This is a genomic window from Oscillospiraceae bacterium, assembly GCA_025758045.1.
In the GTDB taxonomy this organism is placed as follows: domain Bacteria; phylum Bacillota; class Clostridia; order Oscillospirales; family Ruminococcaceae; genus Gemmiger.
In genome coordinates this window covers 335737-353014 of the sequence record CP107208.1, presented here as the reverse complement: position 1 = coordinate 353014, position 17278 = coordinate 335737, and the positions used below count along the sequence as shown (strand labels likewise).

Genomic DNA, 17278 nt, shown 5'->3' with positions numbered 1-17278 from the left:
CTTACTCCCTTTTACCTTGCCCATAGTATAGCGGATGGCGGGCAAAATTGCAAGGGAATTTTTGCAAAAAGCGCACAGACGCGGCAAAATGTTGCACAGGAAAAAAAGCTGTGTTATACTTTTATGGTAAAAAGCACAACGAAACCGAGGGACCTGCCATGATTAAAATTGCCATTGTCGAGGACGAAGCCGCGGTACGCGACCAGTTGACCGACTATGTGCGCCGTTACACCCGCCAGTACGGCACCGAGTTTGAGGTGACCTGCTTTACCGACGGCGACGAAATACTGGAAAACTACCGTCCCGCCTTCGACATCATCTTTCTGGATGTGGAGATGAAGCGCCTCAACGGCATGGAGACCGCCCAGCGCATCCGCGAGCTGGACGACGATGTGCTGCTCATCTTCATCACCAACATGGCGCAGTATGCCATCAAGGGGTACTCGGTGGGGGCGCTGGATTACGTGCTCAAGCCCGTGCCGTACTTTGCGTTTTCGCAGCAGCTGCAAAAGGCGGTCAACCAGCTGGCCCGGCGGGCGCGGCATTACCTGGCAGTCCCGGTGGACGGCGGTATGCGCCGCTTGGACACCGCCGCCATCTATTATATGGAAAGTGACGGCCACAAGGTCTGCTTTTACACCGAGGATGGCGACTTCATCGCCCCCGGCGCGCTGAAAGCCTTTGAGGAAAAGCTGGCGAACCGCCCCTTTGCCCGCTGCAACAGCGGGTATCTGGTCAACCTGGCGCAGGTGCGCGGCGTGCAGCAAAGCGAGGTCCAGGTCGGGCCGCACACCTTACAGATCAGCCGCCCGCGGCGCAAGGCGTTTCTGGCCGCCCTGGCCGATTACATCGGGGGTGAGGGCGTATGACCGCAGTACCGGACATCCCACGCCTGTACACGGCCCTGGCCGAGTGCCTGGCCACTTTATTATATGCCCGGCAATTGGCGCCGCGCTATTCGGCCAGACACAGCACCTTCAACAGCCTGATCTGGATGGCCGGGCTGGCGGTGTTTATGCAGCTGACCGGCTCGGTGCCGCTGGTGCTGTGGCTTCCCTGCATGGTGGCTGCCATCGGCTCGATGTATCTGTTTTTGTGGCGCACCTGCGAGACCACCCCGCTGGAAGCCGGGTATTACTGTGCCCGGGCGTTTATTTTGGCCGAGCTGGCCGCCAGCGTGGAGTGGCAGCTGCACTGTGCCCTGTGGCCCCAGCGCACCGGGCGCGACCCGCTGGCCGTGCTGCTGCTTGTGCTGGTGTACGGTGTGCTGTTTACCGCCGTGTACTGGATGGAAAAGCGTCGCAGCACCCAGCCTGCCAAGCTGCACATTACGCCGCTGGGCATGTTAATGGCGGTCATTATGGCCATCACGGTTTTTGCGGTAAGCAATCTGAGTTTTGTAAATAATAATGAAGCTACGATGAGCATCCGCTATATCCGCACGCTGGTGGACCTAGCGGGCGTGCTGATTTTGACCGTCCAGCACGAGCAGCTGCGGGAAAGTGCCCTGCACAGCGAGCTGACCGCCATGGACGATGTACTGCGCCGCCAGTACGAGCAGTACCGCCAAAGCAAGGAAAACATCAAGCTCATCAACCGGCGCTACCATGAGTTAAAGGTGCAGATCGCCACCATCCGTGCCGAGCGCGACCAGGCCAAGCAGGATGCCGCCCTGGCCGCCATGGAAAGCGACATCCGCCGCTACGAGGCCGAGAACAAGACCGGCAACCCCGTATTGGACACGCTGCTGACCGCCAAAAGCCTGTACTGCCAGCAGCACGGCATCAACATGACCTGCGTGGCCGACGGCAAGCTGCTGGATTTCCTTTCCACCGGCGAGATTTGCACCATCGTGGGCACCGCGCTGGATAACGCCACCGAGAGTGTGGCCGCCGAGCCGGACCCGGAGAAGAAGCTGATCCGGGTAGCCATCTACGCGCAGAACGGCTTTGTGATGCTGCGGTTCGAGAACTACTGCGCCCAGCCCGTGGAGCTTGGCCCCGACGGCCTGCCCCTGCGCAGCGCCCACGGCGGCTATGACCTGAAAAGCGTCCGCGCCGCCGCCGAAGCCCACGGCGGCACACTGACCCTGCATTGGGAGAATGAGTGGTTTACGCTGCGCGTGCTGCTGCCGCAGAAATAAACGCGCAAAGGCGATTGGACATCTTGCACAAGCTGCGACCTATAAATTTAGACAAAACGCACAGAGAATTTTCTGTGCGTTTTGTGTTTTTTGCAAAGTATGCGCCAAAAACAGCAGATTATGCAAAAAATGCGCCGCAGGGCATGGATTCTGCTACAATAAGGACACCACAAAGGCAGACGCCTAAACAATGTGTATGAGAAGGAGAAGCGAAAATGACAAAGCAACCGAAAGTCCGCAAGCCGCATCCCGTACTGCACGGGATCGGGCTGGCACTGTCCGCGATATTGTTGGTCGCGGCGCTGGCAGGCACCTATATGCTGTCCACGATGGCAACCATCATCGACAGCTTTATCGGCGCACCCAGCGGCCATTATTCCGAAACCGAAATTGCCGATACCAAGCTGAAGGCCGAGGCCCTCGCCGCAGAGGTCGAGGCCGAGGGTACCGTTCTGGTACAGAACAACGACAACACCTTGCCCCTGAGCGCTGACACCAAAAAGGTCAACGTGTTCGGCTGGGCATCCACCGCATGGCTGGGCGGCGGCTCCGGCTCCGGCGGTGTAAGCAGCGTCAACACCGATCTGCTGGCTGCCCTGACCGCCTACGGCATTGAGTACAACACCGAGCTGACCGATATGTACAAGGACTTCCAGCCCGGTCGAGAGTATGTCAGAACGCTGACCAGCCGCCCCGAGCAGTCCGGCCGCCTGTATGAGCCTGACATCAACAACACCACCTACTACACCCAGACCATGCTGGATAACGCCAAGAATTACTCCGACACCGCCGTGGTCGTCATCGGCCGTCTGGCAGGCGAGAGCAACGACGCCACCAAGCAGCAGTACAAGCGCACCGAAAAGGGCGGCGACATCGTGGTGGACGACACCCGCACGATGCTGGAGCTGACCACCGAGGAAGAAAATCTGCTGACCTACGTCGGTGCCAACTACAAAAATGTGGTCGTGCTGGTCAACTCCACCAACGTGATGGAGCTGGGTCAGCTGGAAACCATCCCCGGTGTGGATGCCTGCCTGATTGCCGGGCTGTCCGGCTCGGGGGCTGCCTCGGTCATTCCCTCCGTTTTGTGGGGTGAGAAGGAGCCGAGCGGCCGCACCGCCGACACTTGGGTCTATGATCTGACCACCGCTGCCAGCTACGCGAACGCTGGGCTTGAGGGCGTGGGTGCTTACGCCGATGCCGAGGGGCTCTACCCGGCAGACGGCACCACCTGCGGCAACCTCGATGCACCCTATGCCTATGAGCAGGTCTCCTATGTGGATTACGCCGAGGGCATTTACATCGGCTACAAATGGTACGAGACCGCTGACGCCGAGGGCTATTGGAGCGATGTTTCCAACGAGTACGGCACCGGCTATGACGGCGTTGTGCAGTATCCCTTCGGCTACGGCCTGAGCTACACCAGCTTTGATTGGAAGGTGACCGATGCCTCCGCCAACGGTGCCACCCTGACGAAGGACGGCGATGTGACCGTGAAGGTCACCGTCACCAACACCGGCGACCGCGCCGGCAAGGATGTTGTGCAGCTCTACTACACCGCACCCTATATTGTAGGCGAGATTGAAAAGTCCAGCGTGGAGCTGGGCGCGTTCGCCAAAACGAAGGAGTTGCAGCCCGGCGAGAGCGAGGAGGTTACTCTGACCGTTCCCGTCTCCGATATGGCCAGCTATGACGCCTATGACGCCAACCACAACGGTTTTACCGGCTATGAGCTGGACGCAGGCGATTACATCTTTACCGTGCGCCACGATGCCCACGATGTGGACGATGACGCCGCCGCAACCATTACCTGTAATCTGCCTGCCAACGTCCAGTATGCCGAGGACACCGTCACCGGCAACCCGGTTTCCAACAAGTTCACCGGCAGCGATGCCATTGACGGCGTAAGCCTTGACGGCAGCGATTCCGAACAGAACATCACCTACCTGACCCGCGCCGACTTTGCGGGCACCTTCCCCAAGGCCTGCACCCCCAGCCGTGCCATGACCGACAACGTCAAGGCGCTGAACCTTTACACCGCCGACATGGCGAACGGCTACATCAACGAGGCCGATGAGGCCATCACCACCGGTGCCAAGAACGGCCTGAAGATCGAGGATAACGGCAAGACTACCGAGCTGGGCTACCAGCTGGGCGCTGACTTCAACGACCCGCAGTGGGATGCCCTGCTGGATCAGCTGACTGTGGAGGAGATGGAAAACCTGTTTGTCAACGGCTACGGCGGTCTGTTTGAGCTTAAGAGCATCGGCAAGGTGCGCAGCAAGGATGCCGACGGCCCCGCCCAGATCGGCGGCTTTACCGGCATGGGTGCCGGGACCGGCTTCCCCAGCTCCAGCACGCTGGCCCAGACATGGAACGCCGATCTTGCTTTGCAGGAGGGCCGCACCATCGGCACGCAGGCGCTGCAGAACGGCTACACCGGCTGGTATGCCCCTGCCACCAACATGCACCGCAGCCCCTTCAATGGCCGTAACTATGAGTATTATTCCGAGGACAGCCTGCTGTCCGGCGTCATCTGCGGCAACACCGTGCAGGGCGCCAACGATGCCGGTGTTTACACCTATGTCAAGCATTTCATCTGCAACGATGGCGAGAGCGGCATCTACCGCGATTCCGTCTACACATGGATGACCGAGCAGACCCTGCGCGAAACCTACCTGCGCCCCTTCCAGATGCTGGTCGAGGATTACGATGCTGTCGGTCTGATGAGCAGCTACAACCGCATCGGCGCAGTCTGGGCAGGCGGCAGTGAGGCGCTGCTGACCGGCATCCTGCGCGACGAGTGGGGCTTTGACGGCGCTGTTATCACCGACTACTGCGACCACCACAGCTACATGAACGGCGATCAGGCCCTGCGTGCAGGCGGCAGCCTTTGGATGTCCGGCATGATGGGCGGCCAGCTTTCCTGCGAGACCGGCTCCAACAGCTATATGCAGGCGCTGCGCCGTGCCGCCAAGGAGGCCCTTTACATGTACCTGCATGTCCGTGTGACCAACCGCGACTATGCCGAGAGCATCGGCGATACCGCCGCGCTGCGCCACGACTTTAAGCCCGCTGTGCTCGGCTGGCGTCACCTTGTTGCGCTGATCGACCTTGTTGCCGTGGCACTGTTTGCACTGGCGATCCGCGGCATTGTCCGTGATGTCAAGCTGTACAAGGCCGCGAAGGCTGCCAAGGCCGAAAACAAGAACGCATAAGAATAACCCCCGCAATACCGCACAATGCAAGCGCATGACCGTGACTTGAAATTGCGCGGTATTGCCTTATAAAAAAGGAGTGCGTCCCCCTTGAAAAACGCTGAAATCATCGCAAAACTGAATCTGGAACAAAAATGCGCACTGCTTTCGGGCGCGGGCACCTTCACCACGCGCGGCTGCCCCGAGGCGGGTGTGCCGTCCATCACCCTGTCGGACGGGCCGAACGGCGTGCGCAAGCAGGCCGGGGCGGCGGACCATCTGGGGCTGAACCCCAGCGTGCCGGCTACCTGCTTTCCCACGGCTGTCACCGTGGCATGCAGCTGGGACCCCGTCCTGGGCGAGGAAGTGGGCAAAGCTATGGGCGAGGAAGCCGCCGCGCAGGAGGTTGCCGTACTGCTGGGGCCGGGCCTCAACACCAAGCGCAGCCCTCTCTGCGGCCGCGACTTCGAGTACTTCTCCGAGGACCCTTACCTTGCGGGCAAAATGGCAGCCGCCTATGTGCGGGGCATCCAGAGCGAAGGCATCGCCGCCTGCCCCAAGCACTTCGCCGTCAACAGCCAGGAGCTGCGCCGCATGGCGTCGGACTCCGTGCTGGACGAACGCACCCTGCGGGAGATCTACCTGACCGGCTTTGAGATCGTGGTGAAAGAATCCGCACCCAAAACCATCATGTCCAGCTACAATTTGGTCAACGGCACCTACGCCAACGAAAATGCCCATCTGCTGCAGGACATCCTACGCAGGGATTGGGGCTTTACCGGCGCTGTCGTTACCGACTGGGGCGGCTCCAACGACCATGCACTGGGCGTAAAGAACGGCTCCACGCTGGAAATGCCCGCCCCCGGCGGTGACGCCGTGCGGGAACTGCTGTCCGCTGTCAAGTCCGGCAAGATCACCGAGGCCGATGTGGATGCCCGCCTGGACGAACTGCTGACGCTGATTTACGACACCCACGCCGCTGTGCAGAACCACAGCCGCAGCTTTGACGCCGACGCACACCACGCGCTGGCCCGCCGCGCCGCTGCCGAAAGCACGGTGCTGCTGAAAAACGAGGACAACCTGCTGCCGCTGGCGGCAGGCACCAAAGTGGCGGTCATCGGCGACTTTGCCGAGACCCCGCGCTACCAGGGCGCAGGCTCCAGCGCGGTCAACTCCATCAAGGTAGATTCGCTGCTGGGCTGCTGGGCCGAAAGCGGACTGGAACAGGTAGGATTTGCCGCCGGTTTCGACCGCCAGGGCAAACCCGACGCCGCCAAGCAGGCCGAAGCCGTGACGCTGGCCCAAAAGGCTGACGTGGTGCTGCTCTGCATGGGCCTGGACGAAATCAAAGAGAGCGAGGGCCTGGACCGCAGCGATATGTGCGTAGCATCGAACCAAATCGAGCTGCTGCGTGCGCTGCAAAAGGTCAACCCCAACATTGTGGTGGTGCTCAGCGCCGGCGCATCGGTGGAGACCTCTTGGGCGAACCACTGCAAGGCGCTGGTCTACGGCGCTTTGGGCGGCCAGGCCGGGGCCGGGGCCATGCTGGACGTGCTGACCGGCAAGGTCAACCCGAGCGGCAAGCTGGCCGAGAGCTGGGCCAAGGCGTATTCGGATACCCCCGCCCGGGACAACTTTGCCGGCGACGGCCGCACCGTACAGTACCGCGAGGGGCTGTACGTGGGCTATCGCTACCACCAGACGGCCGGGGTCGCTCCCGCTTATCCGTTTGGGTTTGGCTTAAGCTACACCACCTTTGCCTATGCTGACGTAAAAGCCACACCCCAGGGCGTAAGCCTGACCGTGACCAACACCGGCGACCGTGAGGGCGCGGAGATCGTGCAGGTCTACGTAGCCAAGCCTGATGCCAAGATCTTCCGCCCCACGCAGGAGCTGAAAGGCTTTGCCAAGGTGCAGCTGGCGGCAGGGGAGAGCAAGCGGGTGACTGTTGCGCTGGATGACAAGGCGTTCCGCTACTGGAACACGCTCACCAACGCCTGGGAGGTCGAGGGCGGCAGCTATGAAGTCCGCGTCGGTGCCTCCTGCGAGGACATCCGCCTGACCGCTGTTGTTACTGTGACCGGTACCGGTGCACCCAACCCCTACGAGGGCAAGAGCCTGCCGCACTACACAGGCGGCAAGGTGCAGAACGTGCCCGACGCCGAGTGGGAAACCCTGCTGGGCCGCCCCATCCCGGACGACACCGTAAAAATCGATCGCAACATGACCCTGGGCGAGCTGAACCACAGCCGCAGCCCGCTGTGCTGGCTGATCTGGCTGGTGCTGCATACGCTGCTGACCGCCAGCTACAAAAAAGGCCAGCCCAACCTGAACGTGATGTTCCAATACAACATGCCGCTGCGCGCCCTGGCCAAAATGACCAGCGGGGCCATCAGTATGGGCATGGTGGATGGCATCGTGCTGGAAGCCAAGGGTTTCTGGGTGATTGGCCTGGTCAAGGTCATTCTTGAGGCCATCAAAAACATAATTCTCAACGCGCAGCTGGAAAGCCGCCTGCGCAACAGTTGACGGAGGTGCAACGTGCAATTCTGGAATAACTTCGCGGCCAAGCACCCCGCCGCTGCCAAGTGGGTGCGGGAGGGCGGCCTGTTCGTGGTCGTGTCCAACCTTATCACCGTTTTTAAGTATCTGCTGCTGCAGTTTTTGCCCAAGGCCTTTGCCAGCCTGCCGGTGGTAGACTTCGGCTGGCCGGGCATCCCGGTCACGCTGTTTGGCGAGACCTTCCAGTGGAATATTCTGGGCTACGATGCTGCCCACGGCGGCCTGCCCTACTTCTGCGCCTACATGATCGCCATGGTCATCGGTGAGTGCATCAACTTCCCGATCCAGCGCAACTTTGTGTTCCGCAGCAAGGGCAATCTGGCCAAGCAGATCGGCTGGTACGTGGTGGCGTTCTGCCTCATCACCTGCATCGTCAACTCCATCAACTGTGTGTGGGTGGCGGTGGCTGGCCTGCTGGTGCCGGACTTCATCTACAACATCGGCACCACCGTTTTGAACGGCGGCATCTCAATGGTCATTTTCTTCTTCGTGAATAAAATCATCTTCCCCGAGGGACAGCAGAAGAAAGACTAAGCGCACTATAAAAGTACCGGTCGCCCGGATAAGGCGACCGGTATTTTGTTTGTGTGGGCGCTGTTTGCCGAGTTGGAAAAGTGCGCCCGCAAGTTTGGTGCCCAGCGGGTGGAGTTGATGGTGTGGAGCCACAACGCCATCGCGCAGAAAGCCTACGCTGCCTACGGCATGACGCTCCAGCGTAGTATTGATGAGATTGCACTATAAAACAAAGCTGCCGCACAGCTTCGTCTCTGTGCGGCAGTTTTCTTATCGCTATTCTTTTAAATTAAGCCCTTGTCGGCGCAATAGTGATAGATTCCATCCTCGTACACCGGGCCGCAGATTTCATCGGCGATGGCTTTCAACTCGGGCGAGCCATTCTCCATAGCCACACCGGTGCCCACAGCCTGCAGCATTTCCCGGTCGTTGTTGCCGTCGCCAAAGGCCAATGCTTCGGCCTTGTCCAGCCCGTAATAGGCCAGCATTTTTTCAATGCCGATGCCCTTGCCGCCGCCCGCGGGGATGACATCCACCGCGCGGTCCCACCAGGCGGCGATCTTCGCCCCCGGTGCACCGTCCAGCAGGGCAGGGTAGTCCTTCGGGCGGCAGCCCAGCATCAGCTGGTAAATGTCTTCCGCGCACACAGCGTCAAAGTCGTCCGCCACAGGCACGGGTTCGTTGGCAATGAAAAAGTAGTCGGTCAGGTCGGTGTCGGTGCCATTGGCCGCCAGGCGGCCCCTGGTAGAAACACAGACCGGCCGCCCCAGCGCCGCCGCGTTTTGGATAAAACGCACCACGTCCTTGTGGGGGATGGGGTTGCTGAAGATGACACCTTTCCTGTCATAGCACAGCGAGCCGTTGAAGGTCAGGTACGCATCAAACGCAACCCCGTCGATTTTGGGCAGCACCATGGGGGAGCGCCCGGTGGCGATGCAGATTTTGATGCCGCGGTCCTGCAAACGGTGCAGAGTCTCCAACATTTTTGGGGTGATTTTCTTCGCCTGCATATCGATCAGCGTGCCGTCAATATCAAAGAAAACGATTTTCGTCTGCGGCATGGGGTACCTCTCCTTTAAACGATATACGATCAGTATACCACCGTGATGGCACAGTTTCTATCAATTTTCCGCCCAAAAGCAGCAGAATCCCGCCAAAATAGGCGGTCAGTGCATCCAGATGTTGTTTTCCAGGTCCTTCAGGCGGCTTTTGTAGTCGTTGATCAGGGTGTCCGTATTTTCCCCGTCCGGGAAGCTGACCAGGTAGCCGTCCCCAGCTTCGTGGAAACCCACGATCCCAGCCAGGCCTGCCATCTCGGCCACTTTCAGCAGGGTATGGTAGTCATACTCTGCCGCGCTGATGTACAGATTCTTCAAAATCAAGACCTCACTTTTCCGGCGCAGAATGCTGCGCAATTATAGCTATTATACCAGCCCCCGCCGGATTTTGCAAAGCGGATTTTATCGGGGCAATTGGTCCGATCCGTCCCCCACGCAGGGCGGGCGGGGGCGTTGTACCCGGCCGCATGGAGGATGCACCCTGGTATTCCGCCCGCACAACAAAAAAGCAGGCGGCCCGTCTCATCCGGGCTGCCTGCTCAAATTTTACGTACTTACAACAGTTTATTTCCCAGTGCCTTGGTCGTTCTCTCGCGGGATAGGCTGACAAGCTCCTGGTTGTCCAGCGTGTAGCGCAGTACCAGCACGTTGGCCACAAACAGCACCGCCAGCTTCACCGGCATACTGCCGGAGTCCAGCGGGCTTTCCTTAGTGCCGCACAGCAACACCACGTCCGCCAGCGCCGTGCCGGGGGCGTCATCATAGTGGGTCAGCAGAATAACCTTTGCGCCGTTGTCCTTGGCCAGACGCAGCGTATCCATCATGTCCCGCGTTGCGCCGGAGTAGGAAACGAACAGCACCACATCCTCCGGCCCCATCAGGCTGGCCGCGATGGCCTGCATGTGGCTGTCGCCGCTGGTATGGAACTTCGTGGAGATGGTGGCAAACCGCGCCCAGATGTCACTCGCCAGCAGGCTGCTGCCGCCCTGCCCGAAGCAGAACACCTGCCGTGCCCGCTGCAGCAGCGTGGCGGCCTGGTCGATGGCATCGGGGTCCAGCGCGTTGCGGGTGCCGTTCAGTGCCTCGATGGCCGTATTGTAGGCATGGGTGCATAAAATCTGCGTATCTACGCCAGGTTCCAGCTTTAATGCCACCGGCACCGTCATGGCGTTGGCCTTGGCCAGGGCAATCTTCATCTCGTTGTAGCCGTCAAACCCCAGGGAGCGGCAAAAGCGGAAAATGGTGGCCTCGGCCACGCCGCACGCCTTTGCCAGCGAGGAGATCGATAAATACTGGGCGTCCTCGGCATGTTGCACCAGGTAGTCCGCCACGATCGTGCCGGATTTTGTCAGGCTGTCGTGCTTGGCACGCAGCATCTCCCAAAAATTCTGCTCAACCATAGATGAAGATTCCTTTCCCTCGGTTTTGCGGCCCTGCTGAGGGTCGCCTAACCCTTACTATAATAGTGTAACGCTTGTCAGCGCATTTTTCAAGGCCTCGGCCACCGCTCTATGTGCCTCCGGCGTCAGGTGCATGCCGTCAACAGGGGAGCACCCCACCCCGGGCAGCAGGTTGGCGTCCAGAAACCGCACGCCGGGCAGGTCTTTCAGCATCGGCTCCAGCTGGGCGGCGATGCCGGCACACCGCTCATGACAACCGGGGCCCATCTCCTCACGAAATTTCAGCTTGTCATACTCCGGCGTGATGGACGGCGGCACGATGACCAGCACGTCCGGGTGGGCGTTGTCGCGCCAGCACTCGGTGCGCAGGGCTTTTTTCACCAGCCGGGTGATGCCCAGCGCTATTAAATAGGAACTGCAGCCGAACCGCGCCTTGCTGTCGTTGGTGGCCAGCACCTGCGGCAACTTTCCCGGCTGGATCGGCGTGGACATAAAAGGTACGCTGGAACGCGAGTTTTGCCTGCCCGTCACCGTTGCCAACGATGCCAACTGCATGCTGCTGGGCGAAGTCTGGGCCGGTGCAGCCAAAGGCTATACCGATGTGATCGGCGTTACGCTGGGCACCGGCGTGGGCGGCGGCATCCTGACCGGCGGCCGCCTGCTGGAGGGTGCCCGGGGCCTTGGCGGCGAGCTGGGACACTTCCGGCTCCACGCGCTGGACGGCGTGGCCTGCACCTGCGGGGCCATCGGCTGTTACGAGCGCTACGCCGCCACCACCGCGCTGGTGCGCAGCGCCCAAAAGGCCGGGATTGGCCTGCCCGATGGCCGCGCGATTTTTGAAGCCGCTGCCGCAGGGGATGCCCGCACGCTGGCGGTCGTTCATGCTTGGGTGAATGAAATTGCCCAGGGCCTGGCCGGGCTTGTGCATATCTTCAACCCGCAGTTGATCCTGATCGGCGGCGGCGTCAGCGCCCAGCAAGAGCTGCTGATCGACCCGCTGGCCGAAAAAGTACGCGCCAGCGTCATGCCCGCTTTTGCCGAGGGTCTGGAGCTAAAATCCGCTGCCCTGCAGAATGATGCCGGGCTGGTCGGCGCGGTGTATTACTTTTCTCTGCATGGGCAAACCAAGTAAGCATCACGCCATAAAAGTATTCAAATTGACTGCTTCAAGCACCGTTTTAGCACGGTATCTGTGGAGTATATTTTTTGTTGGTTAGTGAAAGCAGCTGCGAATGAAGGCTGTCTGGACACGAAAACTATTTTCGTGAACGGCACACACATAAAAGAAAGGCCGCACCGGCAAAACCGGTGCGGTCAAACTTTTTATTCGGGTATTGTCTGCTTGTGCTGCTCGGCGCGGTTGAGCCAGCTGTAGAAGCCAATGTTCAGCACAACGCCCACCAGTGTGGAGATGGGGGCCGCAAGGCCGATTTTCGTCAGGCTGGCGTTGGGCTGGATACTCATAACATAGGCCAACGGCAGGCGGACCAGCAGTGTCTGCACCAGTCCCTGAATCATCACCCATACCGTCTTGTTGTTACCGTTGAAGTAGCCCACCATGCTGAACAAAATCGCCGTGGCAATGGTTTCTGGGGCAAAGCCCTTCAGGTAGGCAAAGCCGTTTGCCACAACCTCTGCATCGGTCGAGAACACCCCGGCCAGCAGATCACCCTTGAGCATAATCAGTGCAAACACGGCACAGCCAAAGACCAAGCCGATACCAATGCCGGTAAACATCGCTTTTTTAGCACGCTTGCTGTCACCCGCGCCCACGTTCTGCGCCACAAAGGAGGCCATCGACTGCATCAGCGCACTGGGAATCAGCATCGCAAAGTTGACAATCTTGCTGGCAACACCGTAGCCGGACGAGGCCGCCAGCCCCAGGCGATTGACGAATGCGCAGAGCGCCAAAAACGACAGCTGAGTCAGGAACTCCTGCAAAGCCAGCGGCAGGCCAACCTCGAGGAATTTGCGGCACTGTACATTGAAGCAGAAATCCGATTTTTTGATGGTGAACGGCAGCTGTTTTTTGAGCAGGATGAAAACTGCCAACACCACACTGACCGCCTGTGCGGCCACAGTAGCAATGGCTGCACCGGCGGCATCCATTTTCAGCCCGGCCACCAGCAGCAGGTCGCCCGCCACATTGACCAGGCAGGCTACCAGCACAAACAACAGCGGGGAGCGGCTGTCACCCAGACCGCGGAAGATAGCGGACATCAGGTTATACGCCACAATAAAGAAAATGCCCGCACCGCAGATACGCACATAGCTGGTGGTCAGGGTCAGGGCCTCCGCCGGGGCCTGCATCAGCGCGGAAATCGGCCGGGCAAAGCCTACCAGCAGCACAAAGATTGCTGCGGATAAAATGGCAAACACCACCGCCGCGCCGCCCAGCACAGCACCAATCTGCTCCGGCTTCTTTTCACCGATGTAACGGGCAATCAGCACCGTAACGCCCATCGCCAGCTGGGTGACCACAAAGGTGACAAGGTTGAGCAGCTGGCTGCCGGTGGAAACCGCCGAAAGACCGGCGGTGGAGCCGAAACGTCCGACAACCAGCAGGTCCACCGCGCCGTAGGCTGCCTGCAGAATCAGAGCGCCTAAAACAGGAAGCATAAAAAGAGACAGCTTTTTCAGGATACTGCCTTGTGTAAAATCAGTCTTATCAGCGTTCAAGGGAGTCGCTCCTTTCTGACATAACATCGTAAAGCTTTTGAATGGTACGAACGGTGCAGGCCGCATCCTCATCCGAAATATCGGCCAGCAGCGGCGCAAGTTGTGCAAAAAACTGTGCATTGTGGATCTGGGAAAGCCGCTTGCCGCTGTCTGTAATGGCAAGGTAGGTCACGCGGCCATCCTCTTCCGATGCAATTTTTCGCAGATAGCCCTTATCCTCCATCTCCTTGACGGTGCGAGTAACACCCGGCCGGGGCAGATGGAGCGTATCGCTGATGTCCGATACCTTCACACGGACACCGTGACTTTCCAGCGTTTCGATGACGTCCAGATACTGAACGTAAGAGGGCCGCACCCCTCGCGGCAGCGGCGGCAGCAACTCCCGCACGCGCTTACCCTGATAGCAGGCATCCAGCAGATCCTTTATGTTTTGGATTGTCATGGTTTCTCCTTTTTATTGCTTTTGATAATTACCATAAGCAATTATATCAGAAATCCCGTAAATGTCAACTATTTTGCATATATTTTTCAGTCTCTGTGCAAAATAGTATTTCTCCATAGAAAAACCGGTTGTCAGAATTCTCTGACAACCGGTAAGCTATGTAAATAGCAGCTTTTCCCAAAAAAGGCAGTGCTCACAGCAGCATGGCAATAAACAGCGCGCCCTGTGTAACGGTGTTGATAAGCCGGGCCGTCCAGTTGGCCTTGAGAGAGTTATCAAACTTAACCGCGTGATTGACGCTATTACGCGTATTGTTTGATTTTTATTGAATTCACATCAAAATGTGCAGGGAAAGTGTACCCTTACGCCCGGATAAAACAGAGAAAACATATAAAGAGCCCGGAGGGCCTTACCAAATCGGTAAGGTACGGGCTGCCTGCACTCTCAAATCAGCGCATCCTCTATAATATCCATCAGGTGGACCGGCTCCAGCTGGCCAGCAGTACATCGCGCCGCCAGATTCTCCACAAAAACAGGGTCGGTAGAGACATCCGAGACCTTGCACACCACCTGCCAGTGCCCGGCCGCTTCTCTCTGCGCCGCAATGCCGAAAGAACGATACCGCCCCAGATAAGGAGAGGACAGTTCTTCCGATACAGAGATATAGCGGTACATCCTATCGCCTCCCTCCCGTGTGCCGCATCGTTCTTAAACCGCATCGGTTATGGTGGGAAGTATAACATCCGTTTTATTACAGCTTTCTCACCCGTTTATGCGGCGTAAGCGCTTACTGTCCCGCCTTCGACACGCTGTGACAGGATTTCACGATAGAAAGCAATATTTATGCCTTTTTTGCCTCTCCCCGGGTAAAAGTTCCCGCAAAAAACCGCGCCGCGATACGATCTCACGGCGCGGTATTCTTATTTTATCGCAATGATTTTGTCCTGTTAAGCGGCAGGCTCAGTCCAGAATACGGCCATCGGTGGAGATGGTCACCACCTGCCAGGGCAGGAACTTGCCGCTGGCCTGCAGGGCGCGCTTGGCGGCGTTTTCCAGGCCGCCGCAGCAGGGCACTTCCATCCGCACAACGGTCACTTCTTTGATGTCGTTGTCGCGGATGATGCGGGTCAGCTTTTCGCTGTAATCCACATCGTCCAGCTTGGGGCAGCCCACCAGCGTAATGTGCCCGCGGATGAACTTCTGGTGGAAAGCCGCGTAGGCGTAGGCCGTGCAATCGGCGGCGATCAGCAGCTTGGCACCGTCAAAGTAGGGGGCGTTGGTGGGCACCAGTTTGATCTGCACCGGCCACTGGCGCAGCTGGCTGGGGGCCGTTTCCGGCGTAGCAGCGGCGGTTTCGGCATCGGGGTGCAGGGCCTTGGCCATACTGCCGGGGCAGCCGCCGAAGGTGCGGGGCGCACTGCCGGGGCAGGCGTGGGCCGCTTTATGCTGCTTGGCAGCCTGTACGGCGGCCTCGTTGTAGGGCACGGCCTCGCGCTCCACAAAAGTGATGGCCCCGGTGGGGCAGTGGGGCAGGCAGTCGCCAAAGCCGTCGCAGTAATCGTCCCGCATCAGATGGGCTTTGCCGTTGACCATGGCAATGGCGCCCTCATGGCAGGCGTTGGCGCAGGCACCGCAGCCGTTGCACTTGGCCTCATCAATTTCAACAATTCTTCGTTTCATCATGGTTCTCCTTGCATTTTGCTCCTGAGTTTGTTATAAAATATAGGTAAGAACATATAGGGGCGAGAATAGGGGCGAGAAAAGCCTCCCTCTCAGAGGGGGCCATTCCATCCATCGGCCCGCAAAGTGTTCCACATTGCTACCAGTATACTACATCATCTCGTCTTCGTCTGTTGTTATGACAACGCAGGAGTGCCAAACTATGGAAAATTCCGCTTATCTTGCCCTGCCGCTGTTTGCGGGGCTTACAGCCGGGGACATCCCCGCGGCGCTGGCCGCGCTGGATGCCCTTTGCCGCCCCTTTGCCAAGGGGGAGACCCTGTTGGAGGCCGGGCAGCGCGGTGCGCCGATGGGCGTGGTGCTGGCAGGCCGGGTGCTTATCGAGCATCTCGACCTGTGGGGCAACCGCACGCTGCTGGGCCGCGCCGCCGAGGGCGAGCTTTTTGCCGAGACTTACGCCTTTCTGCCCGACCAGCCGATGCTGGTCAGCGTGGTGGCGGCGGAGCGGGGCGAGGCACTGTTTTTGGACCCCGGCAAGCTGATGGCCCCCGGGTGCGAACCATGGCGCTGGCAGATTATGCAAAACCTTTTGCACATTTTGGCGGGCAAAAATTTGAATCTGGCCCGCCGCAGCCTGTACACTGCACCCAAGACCATCCGGGAGCGGGTGACGGCCTACTTTTCCACGCTGGCCGTGCAGAAGGGCAGCCTGGAGTTTGAGCTGCCCTTTGACCGCCAGCAGCTGGCCGACCACCTGGGCGTCGACCGCAGTGCGCTGTCCAGCACGCTTTCCGCCATGCAGCGCGACGGCCTGCTGACCATCGACCGCCGCCGCGTCTGCCTGAAAAAGGCGGAAGGGCTGTAAGGGATATGTATCATTTCCTGTTGCCGGGTAGAGTGAGAAATGAGACATGAGAATTATACGTATCTATGTAGTTAATATGTCTCACTTTATTTTACCTGAGACATGTTGCCCCTAGATAGAATACAGCATAATTTTCATCTTACGGTAAGGGCGCATATTGTGCGTCCGCCCACCGTGCAGCCCTGCAAGCGCCCCTACAAAACGTGTACTCCCCTTTAGGGCCGGGAAGTGGTATTCAAGTTATCAAGATATACCCTTATCTTGATAACTTGAATACCACTTCCTGTACGCATCCCATTTTCTCAAAAGCGAAATTTCAAAAGCTGGATAGCCAATAGAGTGAAATTTTGAGATTTTGAGAATAAGTCGATACCACGTGTTTTTATTGGTTATAGAATAAGACGTGTGAGGCGTAAGTGAAATAATAGATAGTTTAAACGAACCATTTTCTCAATATTTCATTATTTCACTTTCTCACCTGTCTCAACTTTGAAATTTTGAGACATATCTATTTATAATAAATATCGTATCAACGTATTAAATCAATATGTCTCATTTCTCAAATCTCTACCCGTGTAGGTTTTGAGACAAGTTGAGACAGATTGAGACGCAATAAAAGCAAAGGCTCCCCATTTCTCGTGGGGAGCCTGTTTTTATCTGCTATGCAGGGGCGAGCAATGCTCGCCCCTGGACGTTTGCGTTACCGCACGGTTTGCGGGCGACCAATGGTCGCCCCTGC

At 58.6% G+C, this 17278-nt stretch carries 16 protein-coding genes; 8 read left to right on the top strand and 8 right to left on the bottom strand.

Annotation, left to right across the window (positions count from 1 at the left end):
* Window positions 1-158: 158 nt before the first annotated feature.
* From OGM81_01800 to OGM81_01775, 6 genes are all read left to right on the top strand, one after another.
* The gene (locus tag OGM81_01800; protein UYJ44950.1) at window positions 159-869 is read left to right on the top strand and encodes a LytTR family DNA-binding domain-containing protein; all 711 of its coding nucleotides are present in this window, start codon (window positions 159-161) and stop codon (window positions 867-869) included.
* A complete protein-coding gene (locus tag OGM81_01795) occupies window positions 866-2143 on the top strand; it encodes an ATP-binding protein (protein UYJ43911.1) in 1278 nt (425 codons plus the stop codon). Before OGM81_01800 ends, OGM81_01795 begins: the two co-directional genes overlap by 4 nt.
* Window positions 2144-2358: 215 nt before the next feature.
* Entirely contained in the window at window positions 2359-5361 is a 3003-nt protein-coding gene (locus OGM81_01790) for a glycoside hydrolase family 3 C-terminal domain-containing protein (GenBank protein ID UYJ43910.1), read from the top strand.
* A gap of 90 nt (window positions 5362-5451) precedes the next feature.
* On the top strand, window positions 5452-7869 hold the full coding sequence (locus OGM81_01785) for a glycoside hydrolase family 3 C-terminal domain-containing protein (GenBank protein UYJ43909.1): 2418 nt from the start codon (window positions 5452-5454) through the stop codon (window positions 7867-7869).
* 12 nt (window positions 7870-7881) lie between these two features.
* Complete coding sequence (locus tag OGM81_01780; protein UYJ43908.1) at window positions 7882-8436, top strand: GtrA family protein; 555 nt, start codon at window positions 7882-7884, stop codon at window positions 8434-8436.
* Between the two features lie 45 nt (window positions 8437-8481).
* On the top strand, window positions 8482-8643 hold the full coding sequence (locus tag OGM81_01775; protein UYJ43907.1) for a hypothetical protein: 162 nt from the start codon (window positions 8482-8484) through the stop codon (window positions 8641-8643).
* A gap of 56 nt (window positions 8644-8699) precedes the next feature.
* On the opposite strand, the gene OGM81_01770 is transcribed toward OGM81_01775, so the two are convergent.
* The 4 genes from OGM81_01770 to OGM81_01755 all read right to left on the bottom strand — a co-directional run bounded on the left by OGM81_01770 (window position 8700) and on the right by OGM81_01755 (window position 11365).
* Window positions 8700-9476, bottom strand: coding sequence for a Cof-type HAD-IIB family hydrolase (locus tag OGM81_01770; protein ID UYJ43906.1), 777 nt, complete (start codon window positions 9474-9476; stop codon window positions 8700-8702).
* A gap of 105 nt (window positions 9477-9581) precedes the next feature.
* Window positions 9582-9791: a hypothetical protein gene (locus OGM81_01765; protein ID UYJ43905.1), complete on the bottom strand. Its 210-nt coding sequence runs from the start codon at window positions 9789-9791 to the stop codon at window positions 9582-9584.
* 236 nt (window positions 9792-10027) lie between these two features.
* Window positions 10028-10873 carry a MurR/RpiR family transcriptional regulator gene (locus OGM81_01760; protein ID UYJ43904.1) on the bottom strand — a complete coding sequence of 282 codons (846 nt, stop codon included), beginning with the start codon at window positions 10871-10873 and terminating at the stop codon, window positions 10028-10030.
* Between the two features lie 57 nt (window positions 10874-10930).
* A complete protein-coding gene (locus OGM81_01755) occupies window positions 10931-11365 on the bottom strand; it encodes a hypothetical protein (protein UYJ43903.1) in 435 nt (144 codons plus the stop codon).
* Here OGM81_01755 and OGM81_01750 point away from each other — a divergent pair.
* Window positions 11358-12005 (top strand): ROK family protein, encoded by a 648-nt coding sequence (locus tag OGM81_01750; GenBank protein ID UYJ43902.1) that lies wholly within the window; start codon window positions 11358-11360, stop codon window positions 12003-12005. The genes OGM81_01755 and OGM81_01750 overlap by 8 nt on opposite strands.
* Window positions 12006-12196: 191 nt before the next feature.
* On the opposite strand, the gene OGM81_01745 is transcribed toward OGM81_01750, so the two are convergent.
* From OGM81_01745 to OGM81_01730, 4 genes are all read right to left on the bottom strand, one after another.
* The gene (locus OGM81_01745; GenBank protein UYJ43901.1) at window positions 12197-13552 is read right to left on the bottom strand and encodes an MATE family efflux transporter; all 1356 of its coding nucleotides are present in this window, start codon (window positions 13550-13552) and stop codon (window positions 12197-12199) included.
* Entirely contained in the window at window positions 13542-13994 is a 453-nt protein-coding gene (locus OGM81_01740) for a MarR family transcriptional regulator (GenBank protein ID UYJ43900.1), read from the bottom strand. The genes OGM81_01745 and OGM81_01740 overlap by 11 nt, the downstream gene beginning before the upstream one ends.
* A gap of 444 nt (window positions 13995-14438) precedes the next feature.
* Window positions 14439-14669 carry a DUF6514 family protein gene (locus OGM81_01735; GenBank protein UYJ43899.1) on the bottom strand — a complete coding sequence of 77 codons (231 nt, stop codon included), beginning with the start codon at window positions 14667-14669 and terminating at the stop codon, window positions 14439-14441.
* A 285-nt stretch (window positions 14670-14954) separates the two neighbouring features.
* The gene (locus tag OGM81_01730; GenBank protein ID UYJ44949.1) at window positions 14955-15674 is read right to left on the bottom strand and encodes a 4Fe-4S binding protein; all 720 of its coding nucleotides are present in this window, start codon (window positions 15672-15674) and stop codon (window positions 14955-14957) included.
* Window positions 15675-15876: 202 nt separating this feature from the next.
* On the opposite strand from OGM81_01730, the gene OGM81_01725 reads away from it, so the two are divergent.
* Complete coding sequence (locus tag OGM81_01725) at window positions 15877-16539, top strand: Crp/Fnr family transcriptional regulator (protein UYJ43898.1); 663 nt, start codon at window positions 15877-15879, stop codon at window positions 16537-16539.
* Window positions 16540-17278 lie beyond the last annotated feature (739 nt).

Bases quoted from the DNA above. Each gene is read 5' to 3' on its own strand.
- OGM81_01725 (UYJ43898.1), top strand. From the start codon at position 15,877: ATGGAAAATTCCGCTTATCTTGCCCTGCCGCTGTTTGCGGGGCTTACA.
- OGM81_01755 (UYJ43903.1), bottom strand. From the start codon at position 11,365: ATGTCCACGCCGATCCAGCCGGGAAAGTTGCCGCAGGTGCTGGCCACC.
- OGM81_01740 (UYJ43900.1), bottom strand. From the start codon at position 13,994: ATGACAATCCAAAACATAAAGGATCTGCTGGATGCCTGCTATCAGGGT.
- OGM81_01770 (UYJ43906.1), bottom strand. From the start codon at position 9,476: ATGCCGCAGACGAAAATCGTTTTCTTTGATATTGACGGCACGCTGATC.
- OGM81_01790 (UYJ43910.1), top strand. From the start codon at position 2,359: ATGACAAAGCAACCGAAAGTCCGCAAGCCGCATCCCGTACTGCACGGG.
- OGM81_01800 (UYJ44950.1), top strand. From the start codon at position 159: ATGATTAAAATTGCCATTGTCGAGGACGAAGCCGCGGTACGCGACCAG.
- OGM81_01735 (UYJ43899.1), bottom strand. From the start codon at position 14,669: ATGTACCGCTATATCTCTGTATCGGAAGAACTGTCCTCTCCTTATCTG.
- OGM81_01795 (UYJ43911.1), top strand. From the start codon at position 866: ATGACCGCAGTACCGGACATCCCACGCCTGTACACGGCCCTGGCCGAG.
- OGM81_01730 (UYJ44949.1), bottom strand. From the start codon at position 15,674: ATGAAACGAAGAATTGTTGAAATTGATGAGGCCAAGTGCAACGGCTGC.
- OGM81_01760 (UYJ43904.1), bottom strand. From the start codon at position 10,873: ATGGTTGAGCAGAATTTTTGGGAGATGCTGCGTGCCAAGCACGACAGC.